Source organism: Delftia sp. WSY_22 (genome assembly GCF_043104185.1).
Taxonomy (GTDB): domain Bacteria; phylum Pseudomonadota; class Gammaproteobacteria; order Burkholderiales; family Burkholderiaceae_C; genus Comamonas; species Comamonas tsuruhatensis.
Window position 1 is genome coordinate 78,962 of the sequence record NZ_JBICKN010000056.1, and the last position, 22,866, is coordinate 101,827.

The 22,866-nt window shown below is 58.2% G+C and carries 18 protein-coding genes; 15 read left to right on the top strand and 3 right to left on the bottom strand.

The window, feature by feature from the left end; genetic code table 11:
• The 3 genes from kdpC to ACF8NF_RS23635 all read right to left on the bottom strand — a co-directional run bounded on the left by kdpC (position 1) and on the right by ACF8NF_RS23635 (position 2,726).
• Entirely contained in the window at positions 1–735 is a 735-nt protein-coding gene (gene kdpC, locus ACF8NF_RS23625) for a potassium-transporting ATPase subunit KdpC (protein WP_154833388.1), read from the bottom strand.
• Between the two features lie 71 nt (positions 736–806).
• On the bottom strand, positions 807–2,513 hold the full coding sequence (gene kdpA / locus ACF8NF_RS23630) for a potassium-transporting ATPase subunit KdpA (protein WP_016448469.1): 1,707 nt from the start codon (positions 2,511–2,513) through the stop codon (positions 807–809).
• 114 nt (positions 2,514–2,627) lie between these two features.
• The gene (locus ACF8NF_RS23635; protein WP_013800438.1) at positions 2,628–2,726 is read right to left on the bottom strand and encodes a potassium-transporting ATPase subunit F; all 99 of its coding nucleotides are present in this window, start codon (positions 2,724–2,726) and stop codon (positions 2,628–2,630) included.
• Positions 2,727–2,915: 189 nt separating this feature from the next.
• On the opposite strand from ACF8NF_RS23635, the gene ACF8NF_RS23640 reads away from it, so the two are divergent.
• From ACF8NF_RS23640 to ACF8NF_RS23710, 15 genes are all read left to right on the top strand, one after another.
• Positions 2,916–4,433, top strand: a complete 1,518-nt coding sequence (locus ACF8NF_RS23640; RefSeq protein ID WP_392451361.1) for a hypothetical protein — start codon at positions 2,916–2,918, stop codon at positions 4,431–4,433.
• A gap of 71 nt (positions 4,434–4,504) precedes the next feature.
• Positions 4,505–6,133 (top strand): peptide chain release factor 3, encoded by a 1,629-nt coding sequence (locus ACF8NF_RS23645; RefSeq protein ID WP_392451362.1) that lies wholly within the window; start codon positions 4,505–4,507, stop codon positions 6,131–6,133.
• Between the two features lie 10 nt (positions 6,134–6,143).
• Positions 6,144–7,157 carry an acyltransferase family protein gene (locus ACF8NF_RS23650; protein ID WP_392451363.1) on the top strand — a complete coding sequence of 338 codons (1,014 nt, stop codon included), beginning with the start codon at positions 6,144–6,146 and terminating at the stop codon, positions 7,155–7,157.
• On the top strand, positions 7,154–8,512 hold the full coding sequence (locus ACF8NF_RS23655; protein ID WP_392451364.1) for a hypothetical protein: 1,359 nt from the start codon (positions 7,154–7,156) through the stop codon (positions 8,510–8,512). Before ACF8NF_RS23650 ends, ACF8NF_RS23655 begins: the two co-directional genes overlap by 4 nt.
• Positions 8,505–8,849: an EamA family transporter gene (locus tag ACF8NF_RS23660; protein WP_392451365.1), complete on the top strand. Its 345-nt coding sequence runs from the start codon at positions 8,505–8,507 to the stop codon at positions 8,847–8,849. The genes ACF8NF_RS23655 and ACF8NF_RS23660 overlap by 8 nt, the downstream gene beginning before the upstream one ends.
• A gap of 40 nt (positions 8,850–8,889) precedes the next feature.
• Positions 8,890–10,683: an ArnT family glycosyltransferase gene (locus ACF8NF_RS23665; RefSeq protein ID WP_392451366.1), complete on the top strand. Its 1,794-nt coding sequence runs from the start codon at positions 8,890–8,892 to the stop codon at positions 10,681–10,683.
• 26 nt (positions 10,684–10,709) lie between these two features.
• Positions 10,710–11,801: an acyltransferase family protein gene (locus tag ACF8NF_RS23670; protein WP_392451368.1), complete on the top strand. Its 1,092-nt coding sequence runs from the start codon at positions 10,710–10,712 to the stop codon at positions 11,799–11,801.
• A gap of 151 nt (positions 11,802–11,952) precedes the next feature.
• Positions 11,953–12,912: a glycosyltransferase family 2 protein gene (locus ACF8NF_RS23675; RefSeq protein ID WP_392451369.1), complete on the top strand. Its 960-nt coding sequence runs from the start codon at positions 11,953–11,955 to the stop codon at positions 12,910–12,912.
• Between the two features lie 48 nt (positions 12,913–12,960).
• Positions 12,961–14,796, top strand: coding sequence for a hypothetical protein (locus tag ACF8NF_RS23680; protein ID WP_392451370.1), 1,836 nt, complete (start codon positions 12,961–12,963; stop codon positions 14,794–14,796).
• Between the two features lie 86 nt (positions 14,797–14,882).
• Positions 14,883–15,680, top strand: a complete 798-nt coding sequence (locus ACF8NF_RS23685; RefSeq protein ID WP_043790466.1) for an HAD-IIB family hydrolase — start codon at positions 14,883–14,885, stop codon at positions 15,678–15,680.
• A gap of 612 nt (positions 15,681–16,292) precedes the next feature.
• Positions 16,293–16,880 (top strand): fimbrial protein, encoded by a 588-nt coding sequence (locus ACF8NF_RS23690; protein ID WP_034363243.1) that lies wholly within the window; start codon positions 16,293–16,295, stop codon positions 16,878–16,880.
• 113 nt (positions 16,881–16,993) lie between these two features.
• Positions 16,994–17,755, top strand: coding sequence for a molecular chaperone (locus tag ACF8NF_RS23695; protein WP_392451371.1), 762 nt, complete (start codon positions 16,994–16,996; stop codon positions 17,753–17,755).
• A gap of 274 nt (positions 17,756–18,029) precedes the next feature.
• Positions 18,030–21,122: a fimbria/pilus outer membrane usher protein gene (locus ACF8NF_RS23700; protein ID WP_074922499.1), complete on the top strand. Its 3,093-nt coding sequence runs from the start codon at positions 18,030–18,032 to the stop codon at positions 21,120–21,122.
• 7 nt (positions 21,123–21,129) lie between these two features.
• Positions 21,130–21,729, top strand: coding sequence for a fimbrial protein (locus tag ACF8NF_RS23705; protein WP_392451372.1), 600 nt, complete (start codon positions 21,130–21,132; stop codon positions 21,727–21,729).
• 86 nt (positions 21,730–21,815) lie between these two features.
• Positions 21,816–22,838, top strand: coding sequence for a fimbrial protein (locus tag ACF8NF_RS23710; protein ID WP_392451373.1), 1,023 nt, complete (start codon positions 21,816–21,818; stop codon positions 22,836–22,838).
• The last annotated feature ends 28 nt before the right edge of the window (positions 22,839–22,866 follow it).

The following is a 22,866-nucleotide window of genomic DNA, read 5'->3' on the forward strand; positions in this document are numbered from 1 at the left end:
TTACTCCTTGGCGGCATTGGCTGCCGCAGGCTGCAGCGTCGCGGCCGAGAGATCGTCCAGCGCCAGATTCAACTGCAGCACGTTCACGCGCGGCTCACCCAGCAGGCCCAGAACGCGCGGCTGCATCTGCTGGCGCAGCAGTTCCTGGACCTTGGCCACAGGCAGCTGGCGCTCGCGTGCCACGCGCGACAGCTGCAGCTCGGCATTGGCCACAGAGATGTGCGGATCCAGGCCGGAGGCCGAGGCCGTCACGGCATCCACAGGCACAGCGGCATCTGCCGCAAGACCATTGAGTTCGCGGTAGGCCGCCACGCGCGCCGCCACGGACTCCTTGAGCGCCGCGTGGGTCGACCCCTGGTTGGTGGCAGCCGACAGCGCGGCGTTGTAGGGCGCGGCCACCGTGGCATCGGCCTTGTCGGGATCCGGCGCCGTGGTGGCGCTGGGCCGACCCTGGAAATAACGGGGCGAAGCGAACTCCTGCCCGATCAGGGCCGAGCCCACGACCGAGCCCTGGCGCGTGATCAGGCTGCCATTGGCGGCCTTGGGAAACGCGGCCTGGGCCACGAGCGTGGTGACCAGCGGATACGCCAAGCCCGTGACCACGGCGACGAACAGCGCCGACCGCAGGCTGGGGCCGAACAGCGAGCGCAGCCCGCCGGCATCGGTCTGGGATGGAACCTGCGCATCGGTGCGCAGCACCGGCAACGGGCCGGAAGTGTGTGTTTGAACTTGCATTTCGGAAACCTCCGCCGCGCTGCTGTGTCAGGCACAGCAGGCGGCCAGGAAAAAAACGGGCTCAGGGGTGCTCAGGGATAGACCTGTCCTGACAGCATCTGCAGTTGCTCGACCACAGGACCCAGGGCCAGCGAAGGCAGGAAGGTCAGTCCACCGACCACTACCACCACGAAGACCAGCAAGCCCATGAACAGCGGCGTGGCCGTCGGGAAGGTGCCCGGCCCCGCAGGCACGGTGGGCTTGGCCGCCAGGCTGCCGGCCAGGGCCAGCATGGGCAGCAGTGTCAGATAGCGGCCAGCCAGCATGGCCAGGCCGATGGTGGTGTTGAAGAACGGCGTGTTCGCATTCAGGCCCGCAAAGGCCGAACCGTTGTTGGCCGTGCCCGAGGCATAGGCATAGAGCACCTCCGAGAAGCCGTGCGGCCCCCGGTTGGTCAGACTGGCCATGGTGTCGGGCCAGACCGCAGCCAACGCCGTGAAGCCCAGGATGGAGATCGGGTGCGCCATCACGGCCAGCATCACCAGCTTGATCTCTCGCGCCTCGATCTTCTTGCCCAGGAACTCGGGCGTGCGGCCGATCATCATGCCGGCCAGGAAAACCGTGAGGATGGCGTACTGCAGCAGGTTGATCAGGCCCACGCCGTCGCCGCCGAACACACAGTTGAGCATCATCTGCGCCAGCGGCACCAGCCCGCCCAGGGGCGTCAGCGAGTCATGCATGGCATTGACCGAGCCCGTGGTCGCGGCCGTGGTCGTGGTCACGAACAGCGCCGTATCGGCGATGCCGAAGCGCAGCTCCTTGCCCTCCATGTTGCCGCCCGGCTGGGTGGCGCTGATCTGCTGGTCGGCACCTGCGGCCGTGAGCAGCGGATTGCCGGCCTGCTCGGCCGTGAACACCAGCGCCAGAAAGCCAACGAACATCACCAGGCAGGCGCCGAACAGCACCCAGCCCTGGCGACGGCGCAGCAGCATGGAGCCAAGCGCATAGGTCAGCGCCGACGGGATCAGCAGCATGCCCAGGATGTGGAATGCGTTGGTCAGCGGCGTGGGGTTCTCGAACGGATGGGCAGCATTCATGCCGAAGAAGCCGCCACCGTTGGTGCCGATGTGCTTGATGCTCTCCAGGCTGGCCACGGGGCCGAGAAGAATCTGCTGGCGAGCGCCCTCCAGCGTCGTCGCCCAGACCTGGCCATCCAGCGTCTGAGGCACACCCTGCCACACATAGACCAGGGCCACCACAAAGCTCAGCGGCAGCATCACGCGCCAGAGCATGCGCACATAGTCCACCCAGTAGTTGCCCAGGTCCGAGGCACTGGAGCGCGCCAGGCCGCGGATGACACCCGCCGCGGCGACCACGCCCGTGGTCGCGCCAGCGAACATCATGAAGGTGATGGCCACCATCTGCGTGGCGTTGGACAGGCTGCTCTCGCCCGAATACGCCTGCCAGTTGGTATTGGTCACAAAGGACACGGCCGTGTTGAAGGCCAGGTCCGGTGTCTGCGCCGCATTGCTCAGCGCATTGAGCGGCATCCAGCCCTGCAGGCGCAGCAGCGCATAGCCCAGCAGCAGCATGGCGCCGTTGGACAGCAGCAGCGCCAGCCCGTAGCGCTGCCAGCCCATGCGCTCGGCCGGGTTCACGCCCAGGGCGCGAAAGCTCAGCCGCTCGATCCAGGCATGGTGCTCACTCGTGAAGCAGCGTGCCAGCCACTGCCCCATGGGCACGGCCAGCGCCGTCATCAGCAGCAGCACCAGTGCATATTCCATCCAGGTCAACCACATGGCGGTCTCCTTTCAGGCAGTCAAATCCGGCCCAGCGCCGCCACGAAGGCCAGCAGGCCCCCGAAGCAGCCCAGGCTCAGGGCGATAAAGATCAGGTCTTGCATCTGCGCCACCTCAGAACTGTTCGGGCCGCAGCAATGCGTATCCGAGGTAGACAAACACAGCCAGGGCGCCCAGGGCGCCCAGCCATCCGGTGATTTCGGTCAGGGTCATAGGGATTTCTCCCGCATCGGCGCCGCATGGCGGCACCTGTTGTTGCGATGGGGAAAACTCTAGGGCCGGGGCTGTCAAGGATGGGTTGAGATTGGCAGGGGCCGTATCAAGACGGCATCAAGAAGATGAGCGGCTCACCGCTGACCGCACTGCCACTACCCAATGACCTGAGCGCATCGTCAACGGCCCATGAACAGCAGATACACCCCCGCCACCGGCCCACCGACTTCCGCATCCGTGCCAGCGCAGGCCCGTCTTGAAGGCTCCACCGAGCGCCGCGCCTTCCTGGCCAGCGCCGGCCTGCTCGTGCTGATCTATCTGGTATGGCTGCTGGTCTTCTGGCCCGGCGTACTGGGCGAGGACAGTTCGGCCATCCTTCAGGAAGTGGACAGGCCCGAACACTTTCGCTCGGGCAAGAGCGTGGGCTGGTACTACTTCGTGCGCTGGACATATGGCGTCACCCACCGGGTGGAAGTGCCAGTGGCCATCCTCCTATTGCTGTGCGCCCTCTTCTTTGCGCGCATGTTGGCCTGGTACTGGGCACGCGGGCACCGCCTGCTGTACGCCGTGCTGCTGGTCTTCGTCTGCGCGGCCCCTCACATGGTCTATTTCATGGCCACGCTGTATCCAGACGCCATCTTCGCCGTGGCCTCCTGCGCCCTGCTGTTTGAGCTTTGGTGGATTTGCAGCCAGAAACGGCACAGCCGGGCCAGCCTGGCCCTCATCGCGCTGGCACTGCCGTTTTCGGTTTTTGTGCGTGCCAACGGCATCCTCTTTCTGGCACCGGCCGTGGTTGCGATCTTTCTGGTCCACCGCAAAAGCCGCTTGCCGCTGTGCGCCATCATCGGCCTGTGGTGTGCTCTGGCCTATGCGGGCACGCAGATGCACAGGCCCGCTGCGCAAAGCGCCACGGATTCACTTGTGCTCTTCGAAACAGTCAAGCTGCTGCAGCCCAGGGCCATGAACGACCTCTGGCAAAAGCAACCCCTCATGAACGACCCCTGGGTACTGCAGTCGCCCAAGCTGTCGGCACGCACTTTGGAAATCCTGGAAGGCCATGCTCCGCGCCAGCTCATGCTCGCCTACTCGGACCCGGCCTACTGGGATATGTTGGTGTTCCATCCGCAGGGCCCTCAGCTCTTCAGCCTGACCGAAGAACAGCGCAAGGAGCTGGCGCAGGAGTTCCTGCGCTACAACCTTTGGCACAACCTGCCCGATGTGACGGCCAGCCGCGTCAATGTGCTTCTGTCGGCCGCGCTGGCCCAGGGCGGGTTTCCGGCGCTCGACTATGCCCGCTATGTGATCAAGCGCACCCAGGCGCAATCGCAAATGCGGATTTTCAGGCTGGATTCCGCAGAAACCGCGCTGCGCGGCGTGCTTCGCCAAAGTCATGCCTGGCGCTGGCTGCTGTGGACGCCCTGGCTGGGCTTCGCGCTGCTGGCCATGGTCCTGTGGCATGGCGTGCGCCAAAAGAACCTGCCAGCCTTGCTGATCAGCGTGCCAGCAGCCATTCACCTGATCGCCATTGCGGTCTTCGCTACTGCAGGCGAATATAGATACCTGCTGCCATTCTTCGCTCTCACGCCAGCTCTTTTGGCTGTACTCATATCTCGTCCCAGCATCTCCGGAGCAAATGCTGTAACGACCGTTTCGCCGAAGGCATTGGCGGATTCCTCCGACAACCCGCTTGCGACACACGCTCTGTAAAATGCGCCGGTTCGCCGCGGCCGCCAGCCGGTACGCGCGCCCTGCTATTTACCCATCTCCTGGACTCCCCCTTGACTTACGCCCTGGAAACCCGGCGCCGCCGGACTTTTGCCATCATTTCCCACCCCGACGCGGGCAAGACCACGCTGACCGAGAAGCTGCTGCTGTTCTCGGGCGCGATCCAGATCGCGGGCGCCGTCAAGGGCCGCAAGGCCAGCCGCCATGCCACCTCCGACTGGATGGAAATCGAAAAGCAGCGCGGCATCTCGGTGGCCAGCTCGGTCATGCAGATGAGCTACCGCGACCATGTGGTCAATCTGCTCGACACCCCTGGACACAAGGACTTCTCGGAAGACACCTACCGCGTGCTCACGGCCGTGGACTCGGCGCTGATGGTCATCGACGCCGCCAACGGCGTGGAATCGCAGACCCGCCGCCTGATCGAGGTCTGCCGCCAGCGCGACACCCCCATCATCACTTTCGTCAACAAGATGGACCGCGAAGTGCGCGATCCGCTGGACATTCTTGACGAAGTGGAGCGCGAGCTGGGCATGCCCTGCTGCCCCGTCACCTGGCCCGTGGGCCAGGGCAAGCAGTTCGGCGGCATCATCAACCTGCTCACCCAGACCATGACGGTGTTCCAGCCTGGCAGCGAACGCCGCCCCCAGGACTTCGAGGCCATTCCCCTGGCCGAGGCCGACAAGCTGCGTGCGCGCTTCGGGCAGGCCTTTGACGACGCGCTCGACAGCATGGAACTGGCCCAGGGCGCCTCGGCCCCCTGGGACCACGAGGCCTTCCTGGCAGGCAAGCTCACGCCGGTCTTCTTCGGCTCCGGCGTGAACAACTTCGGTGTCATGGAAGTGCTGGATGCCGTGGTCGACATGTCGCCCCCGCCCGGCCCCCGAAAAAGCTCGCTGCTGGTCAACAAGCAGCCTGTGGAAAAGATCATCCACCCCGAGGACGAAGGCTTCTCCGGCGTGGTCTTCAAGGTCCAGGCCAACATGGATGCCAACCACCGCGACCGCATCGCCTTCGTGCGCGTAGCCTCGGGCAAGTACACGCCCGGCATGAAGATGAAGGTGCAGCGCACCGCCAAGGAACTGCGCCCCACCTCGGTCGTGACCTTCATGAGCCAGCGCCGCGAAGCCGTCGAAGAAGCCTATGCGGGCGACATCATCGGCTTCACCACGCATGGTGGCGTGCAGTTGGGCGACACCATCACCGACGGCGCGAGCCTGCAATTCACGGGCCTGCCCTTCTTCGCCCCTGAAATGTTCATGACCGTGGTGCTCAAGAACCCGCTGCGCACCAAACAGCTGCAGCAGGGCCTGATGCAGCTGGGCGAGGAAGGCGCCATCCAGGTCTTCAAACCCGAAGCCGGCGGCAACATGCTGCTGGGCGCCGTGGGCCAGCTGCAGTTCGAAGTGGTGCAGCACCGCCTGAACACCGAATACGACTGCGACATCCGTCTGGAAGGCTGCCAGTACACGGCCGCCCGCTGGATCACGGCCGACACGCCGGGCGAACTGCGCGAATTCGAGAACGCCTACCCGCTGCGCATGGCGCGCGATGCGGCCGACACGCTGGCCTATCTGTGCACGTCACCCTATGACGTGCGATTGGCGCAGGAGCGGTTTCCGAAGATCCATTTCCATCCGCTGCGCGAGCATGCGGGGTTGGCTTTGCAGGCCAACACATAACGACAACACCATGGCATCCACATCCGCCACGCACCCGGGCAACAACTTCGACTTCATCCGTATCGTTGCAGCCTCCATGGTCCTGGTCAGCCATCACTATGCGCTGACCGGGCAGATGGAGCCGTCGTTTTTTGGCCTGTACAGCCTTGGCGGGTTGGCGGTCACCATCTTTTTCATCATCAGCGGCTATCTGGTCATGACCAGTTGGCAAAGAGACCCCAATGTGTTCCGCTTTGGACTGCGGCGTTTCTTGCGTATATGGCCAGCACTGACTTTCGTGGTAATTTTCGTGGCCTATGGGCTTGGTACATGGGTGACGACGCTTCCCGCCCGGGAGTATCTGCAGCATGGTGCCACGTCAGCCTACCTTGCTACCCTGTGGATGAAAATTCACTACGTGCTGCCGGGGGTCTTCGAGCACAATCCCTACGCTTTTGGCGTGAACGGGTCTCTATGGACAATTCCTTATGAAGTGCGCTGCTACATCGTCCTGGGCACCGCTGGTGCTCTAGGCTTGCTCAAGAGAAAAACCATTCTCTTGGCAATCATTGCCATTTTCATGGCTTGGTATTTCAAAAAAAACAATGCCGATATCACTGGTGCCGTGAACTATGGAAGAGAGCTCAGCGCTTTCTTTCTCGCCGGCGTGGCATTGTGCGTGCTTCAACCGCACTGGCAACGACATCCCCTAACCTGGTTCACCCTGATTGGAATTGTATTCATCGCATTTTGGCATATGGGTTGGAAGCACACGGCAATGTTGCTGGGGCTGCCTTTTCTCGTCATCTTCTTTGGTAATATTGCCACCCCCGTCATCTCTCAAGCCGGTCGCTGGGGTGATCCATCCTACGGTATATACCTTTTCGCATTCCCCATACAGCAGACAGTAATTCTTTGCACCTGGCCTGCCGCAGGCTTCCTGGGCACAATGGCTTTATCCTTGGTGATGACAGTCGCAATGGCGTATGCCAGCTGGCATTTGATAGAAAAGCAGGCTCTCAAGCTCAAACCTCGAAGCTCATGAAGATTTCCAGCCACAAGAATCACTCACTACTGAGTTTTTCTATATTACTGCCAACAATTATTCTTATTTATACGGCTTGGCTGGTGGCGTGCTGGCCTGGTATTCTTGGCCAAGATAGTCTGGCCATCATGCTCGAGGTAGATACCAACCGTGATTTCCAGGCAGGCAAACCGGTGTTCTGGTATATGTACAACCAGCTCACCTATGGCACCACAGGAAGAACCGAAGTTCCGATTGGAATTCAACTTTTGCTGTGCGCAATTATCTGCTCGCGGATTCTATCCTGGACGATAGAAAACAAGATGTGGAAAATTTTCTTCTACAGCTTTTTCTTCGTCGCGCTCGGCCCCAGCGTCATTTACTATATGGGCAGCCTTTATTCAGACGGAATATATGCAATATGTCTAAGCGGCATGCTCTTTGAGATATGGAGATGCAGCAAGCGGCGGAAAATAGACAAATCTTCAACCCTGATATTGCTGACAACCATTCCTTTTGCATTGTTCGCAAGACCCAACGGAATCATCAACCTGTTTCCACTCGTGGCTCTAGCATGTATCTTAAGCAGCCATGAACGCATCAAGCTTGCCACCATAATAATACCATGGTGTATAGTGGCCATTTATGGGCACGCAACCTTCAAATACAACCAAACGATTGGAAGTATATTCCCAATGGCTCTGTACGAGACTGTGGGATTTTTGGAGCATCGCCCCATGGGACTATGGGAGAGAAATGAGCCACGGGTTAGTCCAAAAACCATTGAAGCACTCACCTCAACGGGGAAATCCGTTGAATATATACAGAAGTTTCACGATCATTATTACTGGGACCCCCTTATTTTTGTTATTCCGGGACCCAACCTTTTGTCAATCACCAAAGAAAACAAGCGGATTATTGTGCGCGAATTTTTCAAATATAATTTATGGCACAATCTCCCCGCCTTCTTGTCCAGTCGAGTCAACATATTTCTCTATTCGTCATTGGCAAACGGAGGAATACCGGACATAAAGGCGAATGACCAAATCCTTCCCAGAACCAAGTCCATCTCGAGCACGAATATCTTCCAATGGTCTACAAGCCCCTACCTGGTAAGCTGGCACGAATTCTCAATGCGCCATCGAGCTATACTTTGGGCACCATGGCTTGGTTATATTCTCATCTTTATCGGGCTTCGACGCTCTATTAATGAGCGCGATATTCCTCTCGGCATCGCCGCAGTTACTTACAGCCTGCAACTGGCGGCCGTATTCATATTCTCAATAGCCGGAGAGTATCGCTATTTATTAGCATTCTTCACAGCACCGCTGGTGCTGCTACCCATTCTCAATTCAAATAATTTAGAAAATGTCTAAAATTACCATTTTGCTTACACTGCTTTGTGTGCTATGCATAAGTCTTGGACAAATTCTTTTCAAAAAAGCAGCGTCCTCTTTCCCCGACGCAATAACATGGCAGTCAGTGATATTCAATGGGTGGCTCATTGCATCCTTGGCGCTCTATGGAATTACAACATTAGGATGGGTATGGATATTGAGAAATGCGCCACTACATCTTGCATATCCATTCATGGGTTTGGCATTTCTCATTGTCCCCATCCTGGCTTGGTTGCTGCTCAATGAACCCATTCATTGGCGCACTTTTGCCGGCGGCCTTCTGATTATCGCAGGCGTCGTTCTGACCTCTCTCTAACAATCTTTAAAAATCCACTGAAAATATCAACTCCAAGAAAATGATTGCTTTAGAAAAATTCAAGTGCAGTAAAGATTTCTTCTACCGCATACTCAAAAGCTTATTTTCCTGGATATTCCCACTTATTATTTTAATCTGGAAAATATCACCTCAACTAGGCTCGCTGCGTATACCTATGGACACTCAGGTTACGTATTTCCCTCTGGCCAAACAACTACTTTCCGATCCCGGCTCATTCTTTTCCAGCGAACTATCAACAAGCTCAGCACCAGGTATCTATGTATACATGGCGTTGTTTGGTGCAGATGTAGCAAAGCTTGAGTATTTCAATTTACTGATGGCCATCAGTATACTTTTTTTAGTATTTGATGCAGGGCGAAGAATTGGAGGAAGCATATCTGGTGCAGCTGCCGCCTGGATTTATGCGTGCTCTCCGCTACTCACTGCATATGCTATTTCTCCTCAGAGCGAACCGCTATTTATCTTTCTTTGCACCCTATGGTTTTGGGCAACGGCCAGAATGGCGGTGGGAATCAACAGAAAAATAACGCTTATCCTCATAGTTTTTGTTGCAGGGGTAGCGTTAGCAGCAGCCACACTTACTCGCGGCACTTATATCTACTGGATACCTGCAGTCATATTGGTAGCGTTATTTATTTCATGGAGAGGTCCTTATGCATGGAAAATTCTTGCCAATAGAATATTGGCATCACACATCCTGGCCTTTGCACTGGTAGCCGTCTTCATGGCTCACAATAATGTGAGCTTTGGCCGTTCTTTGATTGCAACCGGGGCCGGAGCCGCGCTCTACTTCGGCAACAATCCTGTCCTCGATGGCTATGAACCTCCTTATTTCAACTTGATGCACGATAATGCATCAGTACTAAGAACCGATATAAGCCACTTGTCACTTGCTGGTGATGAACGGTTGATGGCGGTTACCAAGGAAATGCTGCGCGATACGCCGTTGCCTATTCTGGCAAGAATGTATTTTCAGAAGCTAGGCGCAGTTCTATTTTTCAGCAAAATCAACATCTCAAGGACTCTAATTAATCATAGATTCTGGCGAATTCTTTTATTGACACTCAGCGTGGTTGGTGCCTGGTTCATGCGAAAACAGGCAATTGTTATTTTTCTCACAGGGGCATTGGTCTATCAAACAGCCGTGCATATCCCTGTACTGTACAACGATCGCTATAGTATTAGTGCGCTCGAAATATTAATAACACTACTTGCAGCCTCAGGCATTGGAGCATTGGCAAAAAAATGCAGAAACAGCCAATTCAAATATTTGATTTGGACAATTTTTATCATCGCTGCTGGAACATTAATAGGCTCTTACCATCAACGTTATACTTCACCACTGATGCCAGATCTCAGCCAGGGACCTCATTCATTATTGCTGGCAGCAAAAACAAATCAACTGGAATATCATCACTGGTCCAGGAACCCTTGGAGCGAAGTGGCCTACGCCAAAAGCACTACACCCAGCATCATCTGGAAGGACATCGATCTCGAATGGAATGCTCTGGCCATACTACGACTACAAGTAAAATCGCTTGACAAACGATGTACAGCATTGGACATTTCATTTGAAAGGGAGAATATTCCAATTTCAAACTATCGTTTAGATCTTCGAGGAAGAAATACAGAAGACGATATCACCCAAGGAGTGGCAAGCTTGATTCCAGTAGGAACAACTCCGATTGGTGATTTACGTCTCGTATTTACCTGCCCCGCAGGAGCAGAGGCACACTTCGACGGAATCGCTCTATACATTGCAAGCATGGGGGCGTACTACTGGCAGAAAATACGCCATCAATTCGAGCCATAATCAATTATGCAAGGCTAGCACGACGAATGAAAAAAAACCTGAACTGGATACAAGCATTGCGCGGAATCGCTGCGCTGATGGTGCTGTTTTTCCATATGCATCCACACTGGGATCTCGTACCCACACTTGCATCCTTTACAGGTCTAATGAAATGGTTTTTTTCAGGCGTAGACATATTCTTCGTTCTCAGCGGATTTGTCATCTACCGTTCCGCTTGCCACACGGTATCTACCCATGGCCTTTGGCCATTCATTAAAAAAAGGCTTCTGCGCATCTATTTGGGCTATTGGCCTGTTTTACTACTCATCGCCTTTTCTACCGTTTTTCTTTACCAGGAAGATCTGCCACATCTGGAGAAAATGGTGTTCAGTGCTCTATTGCTTTATCCCAACATCTGGGATAATTGGCTGCCGCCAGCATGGTCGCTAACTATGGAAATATATTTTTATGTATGGATTGCGCTGATCGCTCTTCTACCACAGCGTCACCAAGTGAAAGCCATTATCTTCGCCATGCTATTTCTGGCGGTCTGGAATATTTTCTGGTTTGTGACGGAAAGACCTAGCGTTTTCAACGGACAGCAGCCTCTGCGTTATTTGCTTACCGGCCTGGGGTTGGAATTTCTGTCTGGCGCATTGCTTGCCCATGCTTACTTACAAGGTTACTCCTTCCTGCGTCGACATTTTATAGCAATTCCTGTTTGTATCGTTCTGGCAAGCGCGGGACTCACCCTTGGCATGAGTTCGCCTTATTTTGACCGTGTTGAGATTATGCGCGTTGCCAGTTTCGGCATCCTTGGTATCTCCGCACTGGTTTTGGTATTGTCACTGGAGCAAACGCGCTTTTCACCACCGTCTTGGCTGGTCAAGGTGGGCGACGCTTCCTATAGCCTTTACCTGTTGCATACCTTTTTGCTGGATGCCAGTGGGAGGCTTCGCATGAATATGCAAATAGACTCTTCACGCTGGATGTTGGTTTTCATGCTTGCGCTTCCAGTCGTTATTGTCCTAATCAGTCTAATATGGTATCGCTGGGTAGAAAATCCGATAATGAAAACAGTCTTTCCAGCCGAGGATCATTCCAAAAAATCGAGGGCATCCATCGGAGTCAGCGTGTAAAACATCTGTGGATCAAAAAGAACTCCAAATTGCATATACTTCACTGCAGCCAGAAAGGTATAGCCAGTCTGTTTTATGGGACTATGCAAGAGGACAAAGGCTTTCTACATACAAAGCGCTCCCTGGAAACAACGAGCCGGGATCATCGACCATGAAAATTTCCGTCGCCATCCCCTGTTACAAAGTCACCCAGCACGTGCTCGGTGTCATCAATGCCATCGGTCCCGAGGTAGAGGCCATCTATGCCGTGGACGATGCCTGCCCCGCCGGCAGTGGACGCTTCATCGAGGAGAACAACACGGACCCACGGGTGCGCGTGCTCTACAACCCCGAGAACCGGGGCGTGGGTGGCGCCATCGTCACGGCCTACAAGGCAGCCATTGCCGACGGCATGGACATCGTTGTCAAGATAGACGGTGACGGCCAGATGGACCCCTCGCTGCTGCCGCTGTTCGTGCGGCCCCTGCTGCGCCGCCAGGCCGACTACACCAAGGGCAACCGTTTCTACCGGCCGGAGTCCGTGCAGGACATGCCACCTGTGCGCCTGTTCGGCAATGCGGTTCTGTCCTTCATGACCAAGCTCAGCTGCGGCTACTGGAACGTAATGGACCCCACCAACGGCTATACCGCCGTGCGCACCTGCGTGTTGGCCGAACTGCCTCTGGACAAGCTGGAGAACCGCTATTTCTTCGAAACCGACATGCTGTTCCGGCTGAACACCGTGCGCGCCGTGGTCAAGGATGTGCCCATGGATTCCGTCTACGCGGATGAGGAGTCCAATCTCAAGATCGGCAAGGTGCTACCTGAGTTCCTGCGCAAACATGCTTCTCGCCTCTGGCGACGCTATGTCTATAACTATCTGGTACGTGACTTCAATATAGGCACGCTGTACAGCCTGAGCGGCACTCTGCTGGTTCTGCTGGGCACTCTCTTTGGCCTTTGGCATTGGATTGGCGGCAGCAATCACCCCGCTACCAGCGGCACCGTCATGCTTGCCGCCTTGCCCGTCATCATTGGCATCCAGTGCCTGATCGCATTTTTGCATTACGACGTCAGCAGTGTTCCCACCGAGCCAGTCAGCCTGTCTCTGGAAGACCTGGCCGGCGATTGATCAGCGCCTGGTGAACGCATCTGGCAAACCTACTCGTCGGATATCCATATGCATCAACTTCTCCGCCTTTCCGCTGCGGCGCTGTCATTTGGATACCTGACCCTTGCCAGCGGGTCAGATGCGGCTCCTGTTTCTCGTCCACCGCTCATCCTGGCCCCCAGCATCGAAGGATGGCTCATCTGCGATGAGGCTGCTGGCAATGCGAAGTTGAGAACGCTCGAGGAATTGTTCAATTTCTGCCGCACGAGAGGCCTTGATGGCGCTTCAGCCATCGAGCAATTGCTGGACAAGCTGGAGCCGGGCGGGCCCCAAGGCTCCGTCCAAGTGGGCTATACCATCACCCTGCCCCTGCTGCCGCTGTATCGGCACACCGCTCAAGGCTGGGAGATCGACGCATCCCGTGTGGAAAGCTTTTTGAATGTCATCCGCAAGGTGGAGCGACCGGTTGTGGTCTATCTCATGGCAGATCACTTCGACTCCACGGGCCCCATCGTCGTCGACCTTGCCCAAGATCCTCGCAACCTGATGCAGTTGCGTGATGGCAAACGATTGGAGCTTGGCTATTTCGGCTATCGGATCATGCCGTACACGCTGTCGGCCGATCCCGCCATTCCCGTCAACCAGTACCGGTTCAAGGCATTGGAGTACGTTGCCAGGAAAATCCTGGAACTGCCCGAGGCGGTGCAAAAGCGCATCGTGGCCTATACGCTGCCGGGCGAACTGCACCACATGTTCCCTGACTTCGAGAACGGCATGGGCGCCTACCAATCCATCCAGGTCACAGACTACAGTCCGGATTCCGTTGCAGGCTTTCGGCGCTGGTTGCAGTCCAAGTACAAGGATGTGGGACAGCTGAAAAAGCAGACCGGACTGGACTATCCTTCGTTTGATGCCGTCCCAGCCCCATCCAAGGACATTCGCAAGGAGCGCCTGAGCTCCTTTGGCGAGCACTATGACGCCTTCGCAGGTGGCACGCTGCCGATTGCAGGCTGGCTGTGGGACCCTGAGCAGGCCGTGAAAAAGCTGGATCTGTACGTGGATGGCAAATTCGTCGCACCTGTTGCCCGCGGGCTGGGCAGGCTGGATGTCTACCGTGCCGTGGATGCGATCACCGACCCCAACACAGGCTTTCGGCATGACTTGGACTACCGAGACCTGCCGCCAGGAAAGCACATAGCACAGGTCGTTGCCGCAACCCATGAACGACGGTACCTGCTGGCCAATGTGGAGTTCATGGTCGTTCCGCGCGACCAGAGCAAGGTATCGGCACAGCCGCCCAAGCGACTGGGATGGATGCAGCGGATCTCAACGCTGCGCGGAGTGCGCACCTGGCTGGACATGCCGGCCGGACCGCAAGACCTCTACTACAACCCGTTGGCGCAGGACTGGAACACCTACCGTGAATCGCAGGTGTACGGTCTTCTGAAAGCCTTCCACCAAAAGGCCGTAGATGCAGGGCTGCCGGCCGAAAAAATCTACTCGCATCAGATCGTGGCGAATGTGAACTCGTCCTGGAACCCGCAATTGCTTGCCTCCGACAAGACGATCGGTGGCGATACACCCTGGCGAACCGGCGTGAACATGTATGGCGGCACCACCAACAGCGAGTGGATGCGCAACTACATGAGGCAAATTGGCATCACCAGTTACGGCGTCCCAGAGTTCAACCCGCAGCAGTGGAAGCGCGAAGGAGCGCACCTGAAAGCCATGCAGTCGCACTATGACAACGGCGCAACCTTCATCAGTCCCTACTACTTCTCGCTGATTCCCGCCCGCCTGAGCGCGGCCGAACACGGCGTCAACCGCATGGAACTGTCCCCCGACAACCCCAAGGACGGCTCCGACAAGTTCTACAAGGCCATCGTCGAGTTCGCCAGGCAGTAGGATGGAGCCCTTGCGCGCACGGTCCGTGCGCGCAAACGCTGCCCTTTTACAAGCCGCCCCGGGCGGCTTTTTGCATTTTGACGACCGTGCCTACAACCCTCCAGCCGCTGTCCCTCTGGACACCTCCCGCATCGCCGCTCGGCATCCTCACCGACATCGACGACACCCTGACCACCGAGGGCGTGGTGCCGGACCATGTCGTCGATGCCATCGCCCGGCTCAAGCAGTCCGGCCTGCGCGTGGTGCCGATCACGGGCAGGCCCGTGGGCTGGAGCGAGCCGTTTGCCCAGGCCTGGCCTGTGGATGCCATCGTGGCCGAGAACGGCGCCGTGGCACTGCGGCGCAATGCGCAGGGCGGGCTGGACAAGCTCTACCAGCAGGACGAGGCCACGCGCACCGCCAACTACGCGCGCATGCAGCAGGTGCTGGCCGAGATCGAGGCCACCGTGCCCGGGGCGCTGCGCGCCACCGACTCGGCGGGCCGCGAATGCGATATTGCCGTGGACCACAGCGAATTCACCCAGATGCCCCAGCAGGACATTGACCGCTGCGTGGCCATCATGAAGGGGGCGGGCATGAACGCCACCGTCAGCTCCATCCACATCAACGGCTGGTTTGGCGCGCACAACAAGCTCGAAGGCGCGCGATGGATCCTGCGCACCCTGTTCGACATCGACCTCGACGCCACGCTGGACCGCTGGATCTACATCGGCGACTCCACCAACGACCAGCTGATGTTCGAGCACATGCCCCACAGCCTGGGCGTGGCCAACATCGCGCGCTTCGTGCCCCAGCTAAAGCACCTGCCTCGCCATGTCACGCAGGCCGAGCGCGGCGACGGCTTTGCCGAAATGGCGCAGTATTTGCTGTCCCCGCGCCCCTGATCCACAGGACCGAGAGCCGGTGCTGCCCTTGCAGGCCTTCGCCCTCGACCACCCCTCCTGATCTGCGGGACCCGCGCCCCCTCCGCAGACACCATCACCCTCAGCACAGGCAACCGCCCGGCGCAGGCGGGCTGCGCACCCTCTTTCCCCCATTCGACAGAGCAAATCTAGGACTATTCCTAGATTCAGGCTCAAATAATCAGAATGCGCCCTATTTCATATAACGGCGGCGCACACCTAGAATCCATCACATACCCAAAGAACAGGCTTTTTCGCCTTTTTCTTTGACATATTCTCTCCTGAACCCCGTCCGCGCCATTGGGCACTGGTGTCTTTGAGCAATTCAATTTCAAACATGCCAGAGAAACAAACCTCGCCAACGCTCCCTCGCCCGAACAATTTCTCCATGTCAGCGCCACCACCTATTCCAGCATGATCGCAACCCCTGCAAATCATTGACCATGCTGACAGCTACCAACCATTGGATTGATGAGGTGAACATGGAACACTGATGATTTATTAACCACTCAACCATTCACACACTCTCATATTCCATCAGCGCATTCATCGCTGCTGGAATTTCATTTATCTCTTCAACTCGAGGGAATACCCATGAAAAAGATCGCATTGCTGACATCGGTTGCCGGCCTGGTCATGATGGCCATGAACACCGCTCAAGCAGCAGACGGCACCATCAACTTCACGGGCGAGGTGGTCACCACCACCTGCAAGGTGGACACCACGGTCGCCGGCGCCGCCAAGGACGGCGTGAAGCTGCCCAACGTGGCGAACAACCAGCTGGCCACCGTGGGTGCCACGGTCGGCCGCCAGGCGTTCTCGCTGGAACTCAGCGGCTGTGAGCTGGCCACCGCCACCTCCACAGCGCCCGTCTCCAAGGTCGCCGTGTTCTTCGAAGCCGGCCCCAACGTGGACCTGGTCACCGGCATGCTCAAGCCCGCAGCGGCCAGCGGTACTGGTGCGCCCGCCGTGGCCTCCGGTGTCCAGATCGCCATCGTGGATCCCAGCAACAACGAGCGCCTGAAGATCGGTTCCGCCCAATCGCGCTTTGTGGACATCGACAACAAGGTCGGTGGCAATGGCCGGGCCATCATGCGTTTCGCCTCCGAATACGTGGCCACCGGCCCCGTGACCGCAGGCCGTACCGACACCTCGGTGACCTACTCGCTGGTCTATCAGTAATCACTGACTTTCAGGCATATCGGCCGCCTTGCGGTGGTCGATATGCCGTGTCTTCTGCTTTCCCGACATGGGCCTGGCCCCATTCTTTCGCTCAAAACCCAGAGAGTTCTCCGATGCTGACGATCAAACGTTCATATGGGCTTGCTGCCATCCTGTTGTCCCTTCTTCTTGGAACGGCGGCACAGGCCAGCGTGACATTGACGGGCACGCGCATCATCTTCCCCAGTGGCGAGAAGGAAGCCACCATCCAGCTCACCAACGAAGGCAGCAAACCTGCCCTGGTGCAGACCTGGCTGGACAAGGGCAACAACCAGGAATCGCCTGAGAACATCGACGTTCCCTTCGTCATCACGCCCACCATCATGCGCATCGAGGCGGGCAAGAGCCAGACGTTGCGCATCATCTATTCGGGCGAAGCACTGCCTGCCGACAAGGAATCCCTGTTCTGGCTCAACGTGCTGGACGTCCCGCCCAAGGCGGAAATGGAAGGCGACTCCAACAATCTCCAGTTCGCCTTTCGCACCCGTGTCAAGCTCATGTACCGACCCAGCAACCTGCCCGGCAATGCCCAGGAAGCTCCTGCCCAGCTTCAATGGTCGGTAGACGTTGACGCCAAAAACCAGCCTGTATTGAAAGCACGCAATTCCAGCGCCTTTGTGGTCAATGTGGCTGGCGTTGAAGTGCAACTCGGCGGCAAATCCTTCGAGGCAGGCGTCGGGCCCGTTCTTCCCGGCCAGGTGGCCACCTTCCCAATCAAGGAACCTGCGGGTGTCAACATGGCTGGCGCGGCAGGTGCCACGGTGATGTTCAGCAGCATCAATGATTGGGGCGCCAGTCTCAACCACGAAGCCAGAATCGGAAATTCCGCCCAATAAACAGGGCAATGCGAGCACAGCCACGCGAATCCCCCGTCCTTTCCGGCCTGATTATCTAATGCCACTGCATTTTCAGCCCGGCCAGCACACCGATACCCAGCGTTAATACCCGGCGAAACGGCATCGGTCTCTTTACCGGGACTGGCACATCGGCCTTGGCCGTTCGCTTTGCATCGGGCGCACAGCATTAGGAGATAAGCAAATGATCAGGCCAGTCTTTCCAGATTCAGAAAAGGGAATCAAAAGCCGGCATACAAGGCAAGGAAAAGGAACAATGCCGGGGCCAGGCCAAGGCCCTGCCGGATATTTCCAACTGAAGCCCGGCCATGCGCTGCTGCTCTCCGTGCTGGTGTGCTGGCAGTCCGAGGCCCAGCAGGGGCAGCAGGTCAAGGAAGTCACGACCTCCACGTCCACCGGCCAGTGGCAGCCCACGCCGGCTGCCGTCGACTTCGACCCCAGCTTTCTGAACACCGGCAAGCAGACCATTGACGTCTCGCGCTACTCGCGCGCCAACGTGGTCACGCCCGGCAACTACAGCCCCGACATCTACATCAACGGCAACTGGGTTGGCCGCCGCGAAGTGCAGTTCAAGGCCCAGTCCGGCTCACAGGACGCGCTGCCCTGCCTGGACAAGGCCCTGCTGGAGAAGGTGGGCATCGACCTCTCACGCCTGCCGCCCGAGGCCGCCTTGAAGCTGGCGGCCGACGGTGGCTGCAACCGTCTGGACCAGATCGTTGCGGGCGCCTTGACCAGTTTCGACTTCGGCAAGCAGCGACTGGACCTGAGCGTGCCCCAGGCCTCGCTACGCCGTTCGGTGCGCGGCTATGTCAGTCCCGACCAATGGAGCGCCGGCGTGCCTGTCGGCCTGCTCGGCTACCAGTTCAACACCTACCACGGGCGCTCCAGCAACGCAGAAAACACCACGCAGAGCTACCTGGGCCTGAACGGCGGCGTCAACATCGACCGCTGGCATTTCCGGCACAACGGCTCCTTCAGCTGGGCGGACACTGGACGGGGCAACTACCAGAACATCTCCACCTACGCACAGCGCGACATTGCCGACTGGTCTTCCCAGCTCATACTGGGCGACACCTACACGGGTGGCGACCTGATGGACTCCACCTCGTTTCGCGGCATACGCTTGAACAGTGATGACCGCATGCTGCCCGACTCCCAGCGCGGCTACGCGCCCGTGGTGCGCGGCGTGGCCAACACCAATGCCCGAGTCACCATCACGCAGAACGGCATCAAGCTCTACGAAACCACGGTGGCGCCCGGCGCCTTCGTCATCAACGACCTCTACCCCACGGGCTACGGTGGCGACCTGCAAGTCAGCATCACCGAGGCCAATGGTGCCGTGCGCAGCTTCTCCGTTCCCTACGCGGCCGTGCCGCTGTCGTTGCGTGAAGGGCAGAACCGATACAGCCTCACTGCGGGCGTGGTGCGCCACCTGCCCAACACCTCGCCCATGTTCTCCCAGGCCACGTGGCAGCACGGCTTCACCAATATGCTGACAGGCTACGGCGGCGTGTCCCTGGCCAAGGGCCATATCTCGCCCATGATTGGCGCAGCGCTCACCACGCCCTGGGGCGCCTTCGGTGCAGACATCACGCACGCCTCCACCAGCATCCCCCACGACGGTTCCTTTTCCGGGCAGAGCCTGCGGGCCAGCTACGCAAAATCCTTTGCCCAGACCGGCACCCACGTGGCCATTGCCGCCTATCGCTACTCCACCAACGGATTCTTCGGCCTCAACGACGCCATGCGCGCACGGGATCAGGCCAATCTGCTACGGCCCTCCACGGACCTGTACCGGCCGCGCAACCGTGCCTCCCTGGTCATGGGCCAGCAGTTCGGGCCTGGGGGAGGCAACCTCAGCCTCACGGCGTCCACTGCCAAGTACTGGAACCGACAGGGCTCCAACGTCGACTACGCCATTGGCTACAGCAACTCGTTCCGCAACATCTCCTACAACCTCTCTGCGGCGCGCCAGCGTGATGCCTGGGGACAGTCCAACACATTCCTGCACGTGGGCCTGTCGATTCCGCTCAGCATGGAGCGCGGCATGATGCTCTCCACCAATACCAACCGCGACTCGCGCGGCCGCGTGCAGGCCCAGGCCAACCTGTCCGGTCTGCTGGGCGACGACAACGCCATCTCCTACGGCCTCAGCGCCAACCACAACACCGGTGGCATGAATGGCAGCAGCACCAGTGCCAGCGCCAACGCCACCTACCGCGCATCGCAGACCGAACTCAGCGGCAGCGTCAGCGCCAGCAGCGGCTACCAGCAGTTCTCGGTAGGCGCGCGTGGCGCCATCGTGGCCCACCCGGGCGGGGTGACGCTGTCGCAATCGGTGTCTGACACCTTTGCCATCGTGGAGGCCAAGAACGCGGAAGGCGCGCGCATCAACAACGCGCCCGGAGTGAAGGTGGACAGCCGGGGCTATGCCGTCGTGCCCTACCTCACACCGTTCTCGATGAACGAGGTCTCCATTGATCCCAAGGGCCTTTCCACCGACGTTGAGCTCAAGGAAACCAGCCAGCACGTCGCGCCGCTGGCCGGTGCCGTGCCGCTGTTGGTCTTCAAGACGGCCTACGGCCGCTCGGCCGTGATCCGCGCGCGGCAGGCCGGCAACATGCCTGTGCCCTTTGGCGCCAGCGTGCTGGACATGGACGGCAAGGAGTTGGGCGTGATCGGCCAGGCCGGCAAGCTGCTGGCGCGCGGGCTATCAGACCAGGGCGAACTGCAGGTGCAGTGGAAGACCGACACCGGCATGGTGGGCTGCAACCTCTCCTATACCCTGCCTGAAAGAAAGCGCAGCACCACCCACCAGCCGCCGCAAAGCCTGGAACTTCCCTGCGTGGCCAGCAACAAGCTGCTGCCTGCGGCCACCGACGTGGCATCTGCCAAGCCGGGCAAGACCGCGGCAACCTCAACCGCAACCACCAATGCCAAGACAGCCGTGGCAGGCGCCCCGGCCTCCAACGCTGCGTCCGCTGTGGCTCTGGCCGGCATCACCCAGGAACGCATGGCAGCAACGGCACCGGCCACGGCAGTCGCCAGCGCCCCGGCAGTCACTGCGGCGGCAGTGCTGCCCGCTCGTGCCACACAGCCGAGCGGCAGCCAGCAGGCACTGAAGCTGGAGCGCGACCTGGACGGCCTGCGCATGAGCGTCAAGATCAGCGCCTTGCCCACCACTGCACCAGTCATCGGCAACGCGGGCAGAACTCCCGTAGCGGCAGGGCACGACGCAGGCACCGGCAAGCACAAGCCGCCGCAGCAAACCCTGCGGGCTGACCGTCCGCTGGCCATCCTGCAGCCCAGCTTGAAGATCAGCGCCTTGAAGGCGGCGGACAAGACCTGAACCTGAGGTGAGCCCTCTTCCCCAAAGAGGGTTCGCGCTCGCCCAGGAAACACCACATGGTGCGGCAACCGACAAGCTTTTCGATAGCGCCCATTTACGCGCCAGCGGCACGCAGCAGATTGAAAAATTGAACGGTTCAATATTGCAATACCGTGCCGGCAGCAATTCTGGCCAACTCTTGGTCGATTTTCAAACAATCACACCAGTACAAATCATCCCTCAGGTGCCCACCTGCCGCGTATCCGCCTCCACCATAAATCTTCCTTTGGGGAATGTGTTCTTTCCGTTTTCCACGCCCATGGGCACCACAGCCAACGAACAAGTCTTCAACATTTCGCTGAATCGCGCTGGAGGCAACAGCGCAACGGCGACCCAGGCATCCAACGCAACAGGCGTAGCCATCCAGATCACCAGGCTCGATACTCCATTGAAATTCGGCCAGAACTCCGCAGCCGCGGGCAATACCAACCAGTGGTTTGCAGGCAGCGCCGTATTTGGGCAAGGCAAACTGGATATTCCCTTGAAGGCCCGCTATCTGAAGACCGCCGCCCAGGTGACGCCGGGCAAGGCCAATGGTGCTGCCACATTCACGATGAGCTATCAGTAGCACGGTCTGGTACTTCTGAGCTTTTGGGGAACCAACGTTCATGCGTGCATTGGGCAGCCCTTACCTGATGCTCGAAAGGAAACTCCGTGAAAAATGCACTTCGCATCCTCAAAAGTTCATTTATTCCATTGACTTGGGCCTTGACTACCCCTTCAACATGGGCCTTGTGCAAATTGAACACCAGCGACGGCTTGCCGTACTTTACGGCCGAACTCTCCGGCATGACAGTTCCCGAATTCGCGCCTGGTGACTACAACATTGGAAGCACCATCTACAAATACAGCGGTCCGTTGAAACTTACCAATAAAATCCCAGAATCCAAGAAACCACAGTTTGAATGTGCTCCTGGAATAGAAGACTACCTCACAGGCATCGGCCCTCATGAAAATGGTCTCTATGCAGCCCCTGGAACCATCAAGAACATCAAGTTAAAATTAAGCGCCTTCACAATTCCGTTCCCTTTTTTGGTCTACTCAACAGTTCCAAAGACAAGCGGCAATTGGAATGAAGCGAGTTTTTATTATGACATCGAATTAATCAAAACGGGCCCCATCTCCAGTGGGGGCACATTATCTGGCTCATTCGCTCAATCCCGTGCCAATGATGCGACCGGACAATTGCTGGTCGATTTTCGTTTCGCGGGCCCGGTCGTCATTCGTCCCCGCGTTCCTACCTGCAAGGTCAGGATGAAAGAAATAAGGTTCGACATGGGCGCCGTGCTCATGAGGTCGTCCGGTGGCGTGGGAGCCACCAGCGCCAGCAGCGAAGAACAGAGCATTCAGCTGGACTGCTCGGGTGGCGATACAGGAACCGCAACGCAGGTGTACGTGACACTGACCGATGTGACCGACCGCAACAACATGTCCTCCAATCTCACGCTGAACAGGGCCTCCACGGCACGCGGCATTGCCGCGCAAATCCTCAGCAACGGCAAGCCGGTGCGGTTCGGCTCAGAGGCGGACGACACCAGCCGATGGTTGGCTGGCGACGTTCCGCAAGGGCAGACGGCATTCTCGATTCCGCTGCAGGGGCGCTACGTTCAAACGGAAGAACGGGTTGTACCCGGCAGCGCCAATGCTTCCGCAGAGTTCACCATCCACTATCAGTAAGCGCAGGCGCTGGAGCCATCCGGGGGAA

Coding starts and splice junctions, on each gene's coding strand:
- kdpC (WP_154833388.1), bottom strand. CDS start 735: ATGCAAGTTCAAACACACACTTCCGGCCCGTTGCCGGTGCTGCGCACC.
- kdpA (WP_016448469.1), bottom strand. CDS start 2,513: ATGTGGTTGACCTGGATGGAATATGCACTGGTGCTGCTGCTGATGACG.
- ACF8NF_RS23635 (WP_013800438.1), bottom strand. CDS start 2,726: ATGACCCTGACCGAAATCACCGGATGGCTGGGCGCCCTGGGCGCCCTG.
- ACF8NF_RS23640 (WP_392451361.1), top strand. CDS start 2,916: ATGAACAGCAGATACACCCCCGCCACCGGCCCACCGACTTCCGCATCC.
- ACF8NF_RS23650 (WP_392451363.1), top strand. CDS start 6,144: ATGGCATCCACATCCGCCACGCACCCGGGCAACAACTTCGACTTCATC.
- ACF8NF_RS23655 (WP_392451364.1), top strand. CDS start 7,154: ATGAAGATTTCCAGCCACAAGAATCACTCACTACTGAGTTTTTCTATA.
- ACF8NF_RS23660 (WP_392451365.1), top strand. CDS start 8,505: ATGTCTAAAATTACCATTTTGCTTACACTGCTTTGTGTGCTATGCATA.
- ACF8NF_RS23665 (WP_392451366.1), top strand. CDS start 8,890: ATGATTGCTTTAGAAAAATTCAAGTGCAGTAAAGATTTCTTCTACCGC.
- ACF8NF_RS23670 (WP_392451368.1), top strand. CDS start 10,710: ATGAAAAAAAACCTGAACTGGATACAAGCATTGCGCGGAATCGCTGCG.
- ACF8NF_RS23675 (WP_392451369.1), top strand. CDS start 11,953: ATGAAAATTTCCGTCGCCATCCCCTGTTACAAAGTCACCCAGCACGTG.
- ACF8NF_RS23680 (WP_392451370.1), top strand. CDS start 12,961: ATGCATCAACTTCTCCGCCTTTCCGCTGCGGCGCTGTCATTTGGATAC.
- ACF8NF_RS23690 (WP_034363243.1), top strand. CDS start 16,293: ATGAAAAAGATCGCATTGCTGACATCGGTTGCCGGCCTGGTCATGATG.
- ACF8NF_RS23695 (WP_392451371.1), top strand. CDS start 16,994: ATGCTGACGATCAAACGTTCATATGGGCTTGCTGCCATCCTGTTGTCC.
- ACF8NF_RS23700 (WP_074922499.1), top strand. CDS start 18,030: ATGCCGGGGCCAGGCCAAGGCCCTGCCGGATATTTCCAACTGAAGCCC.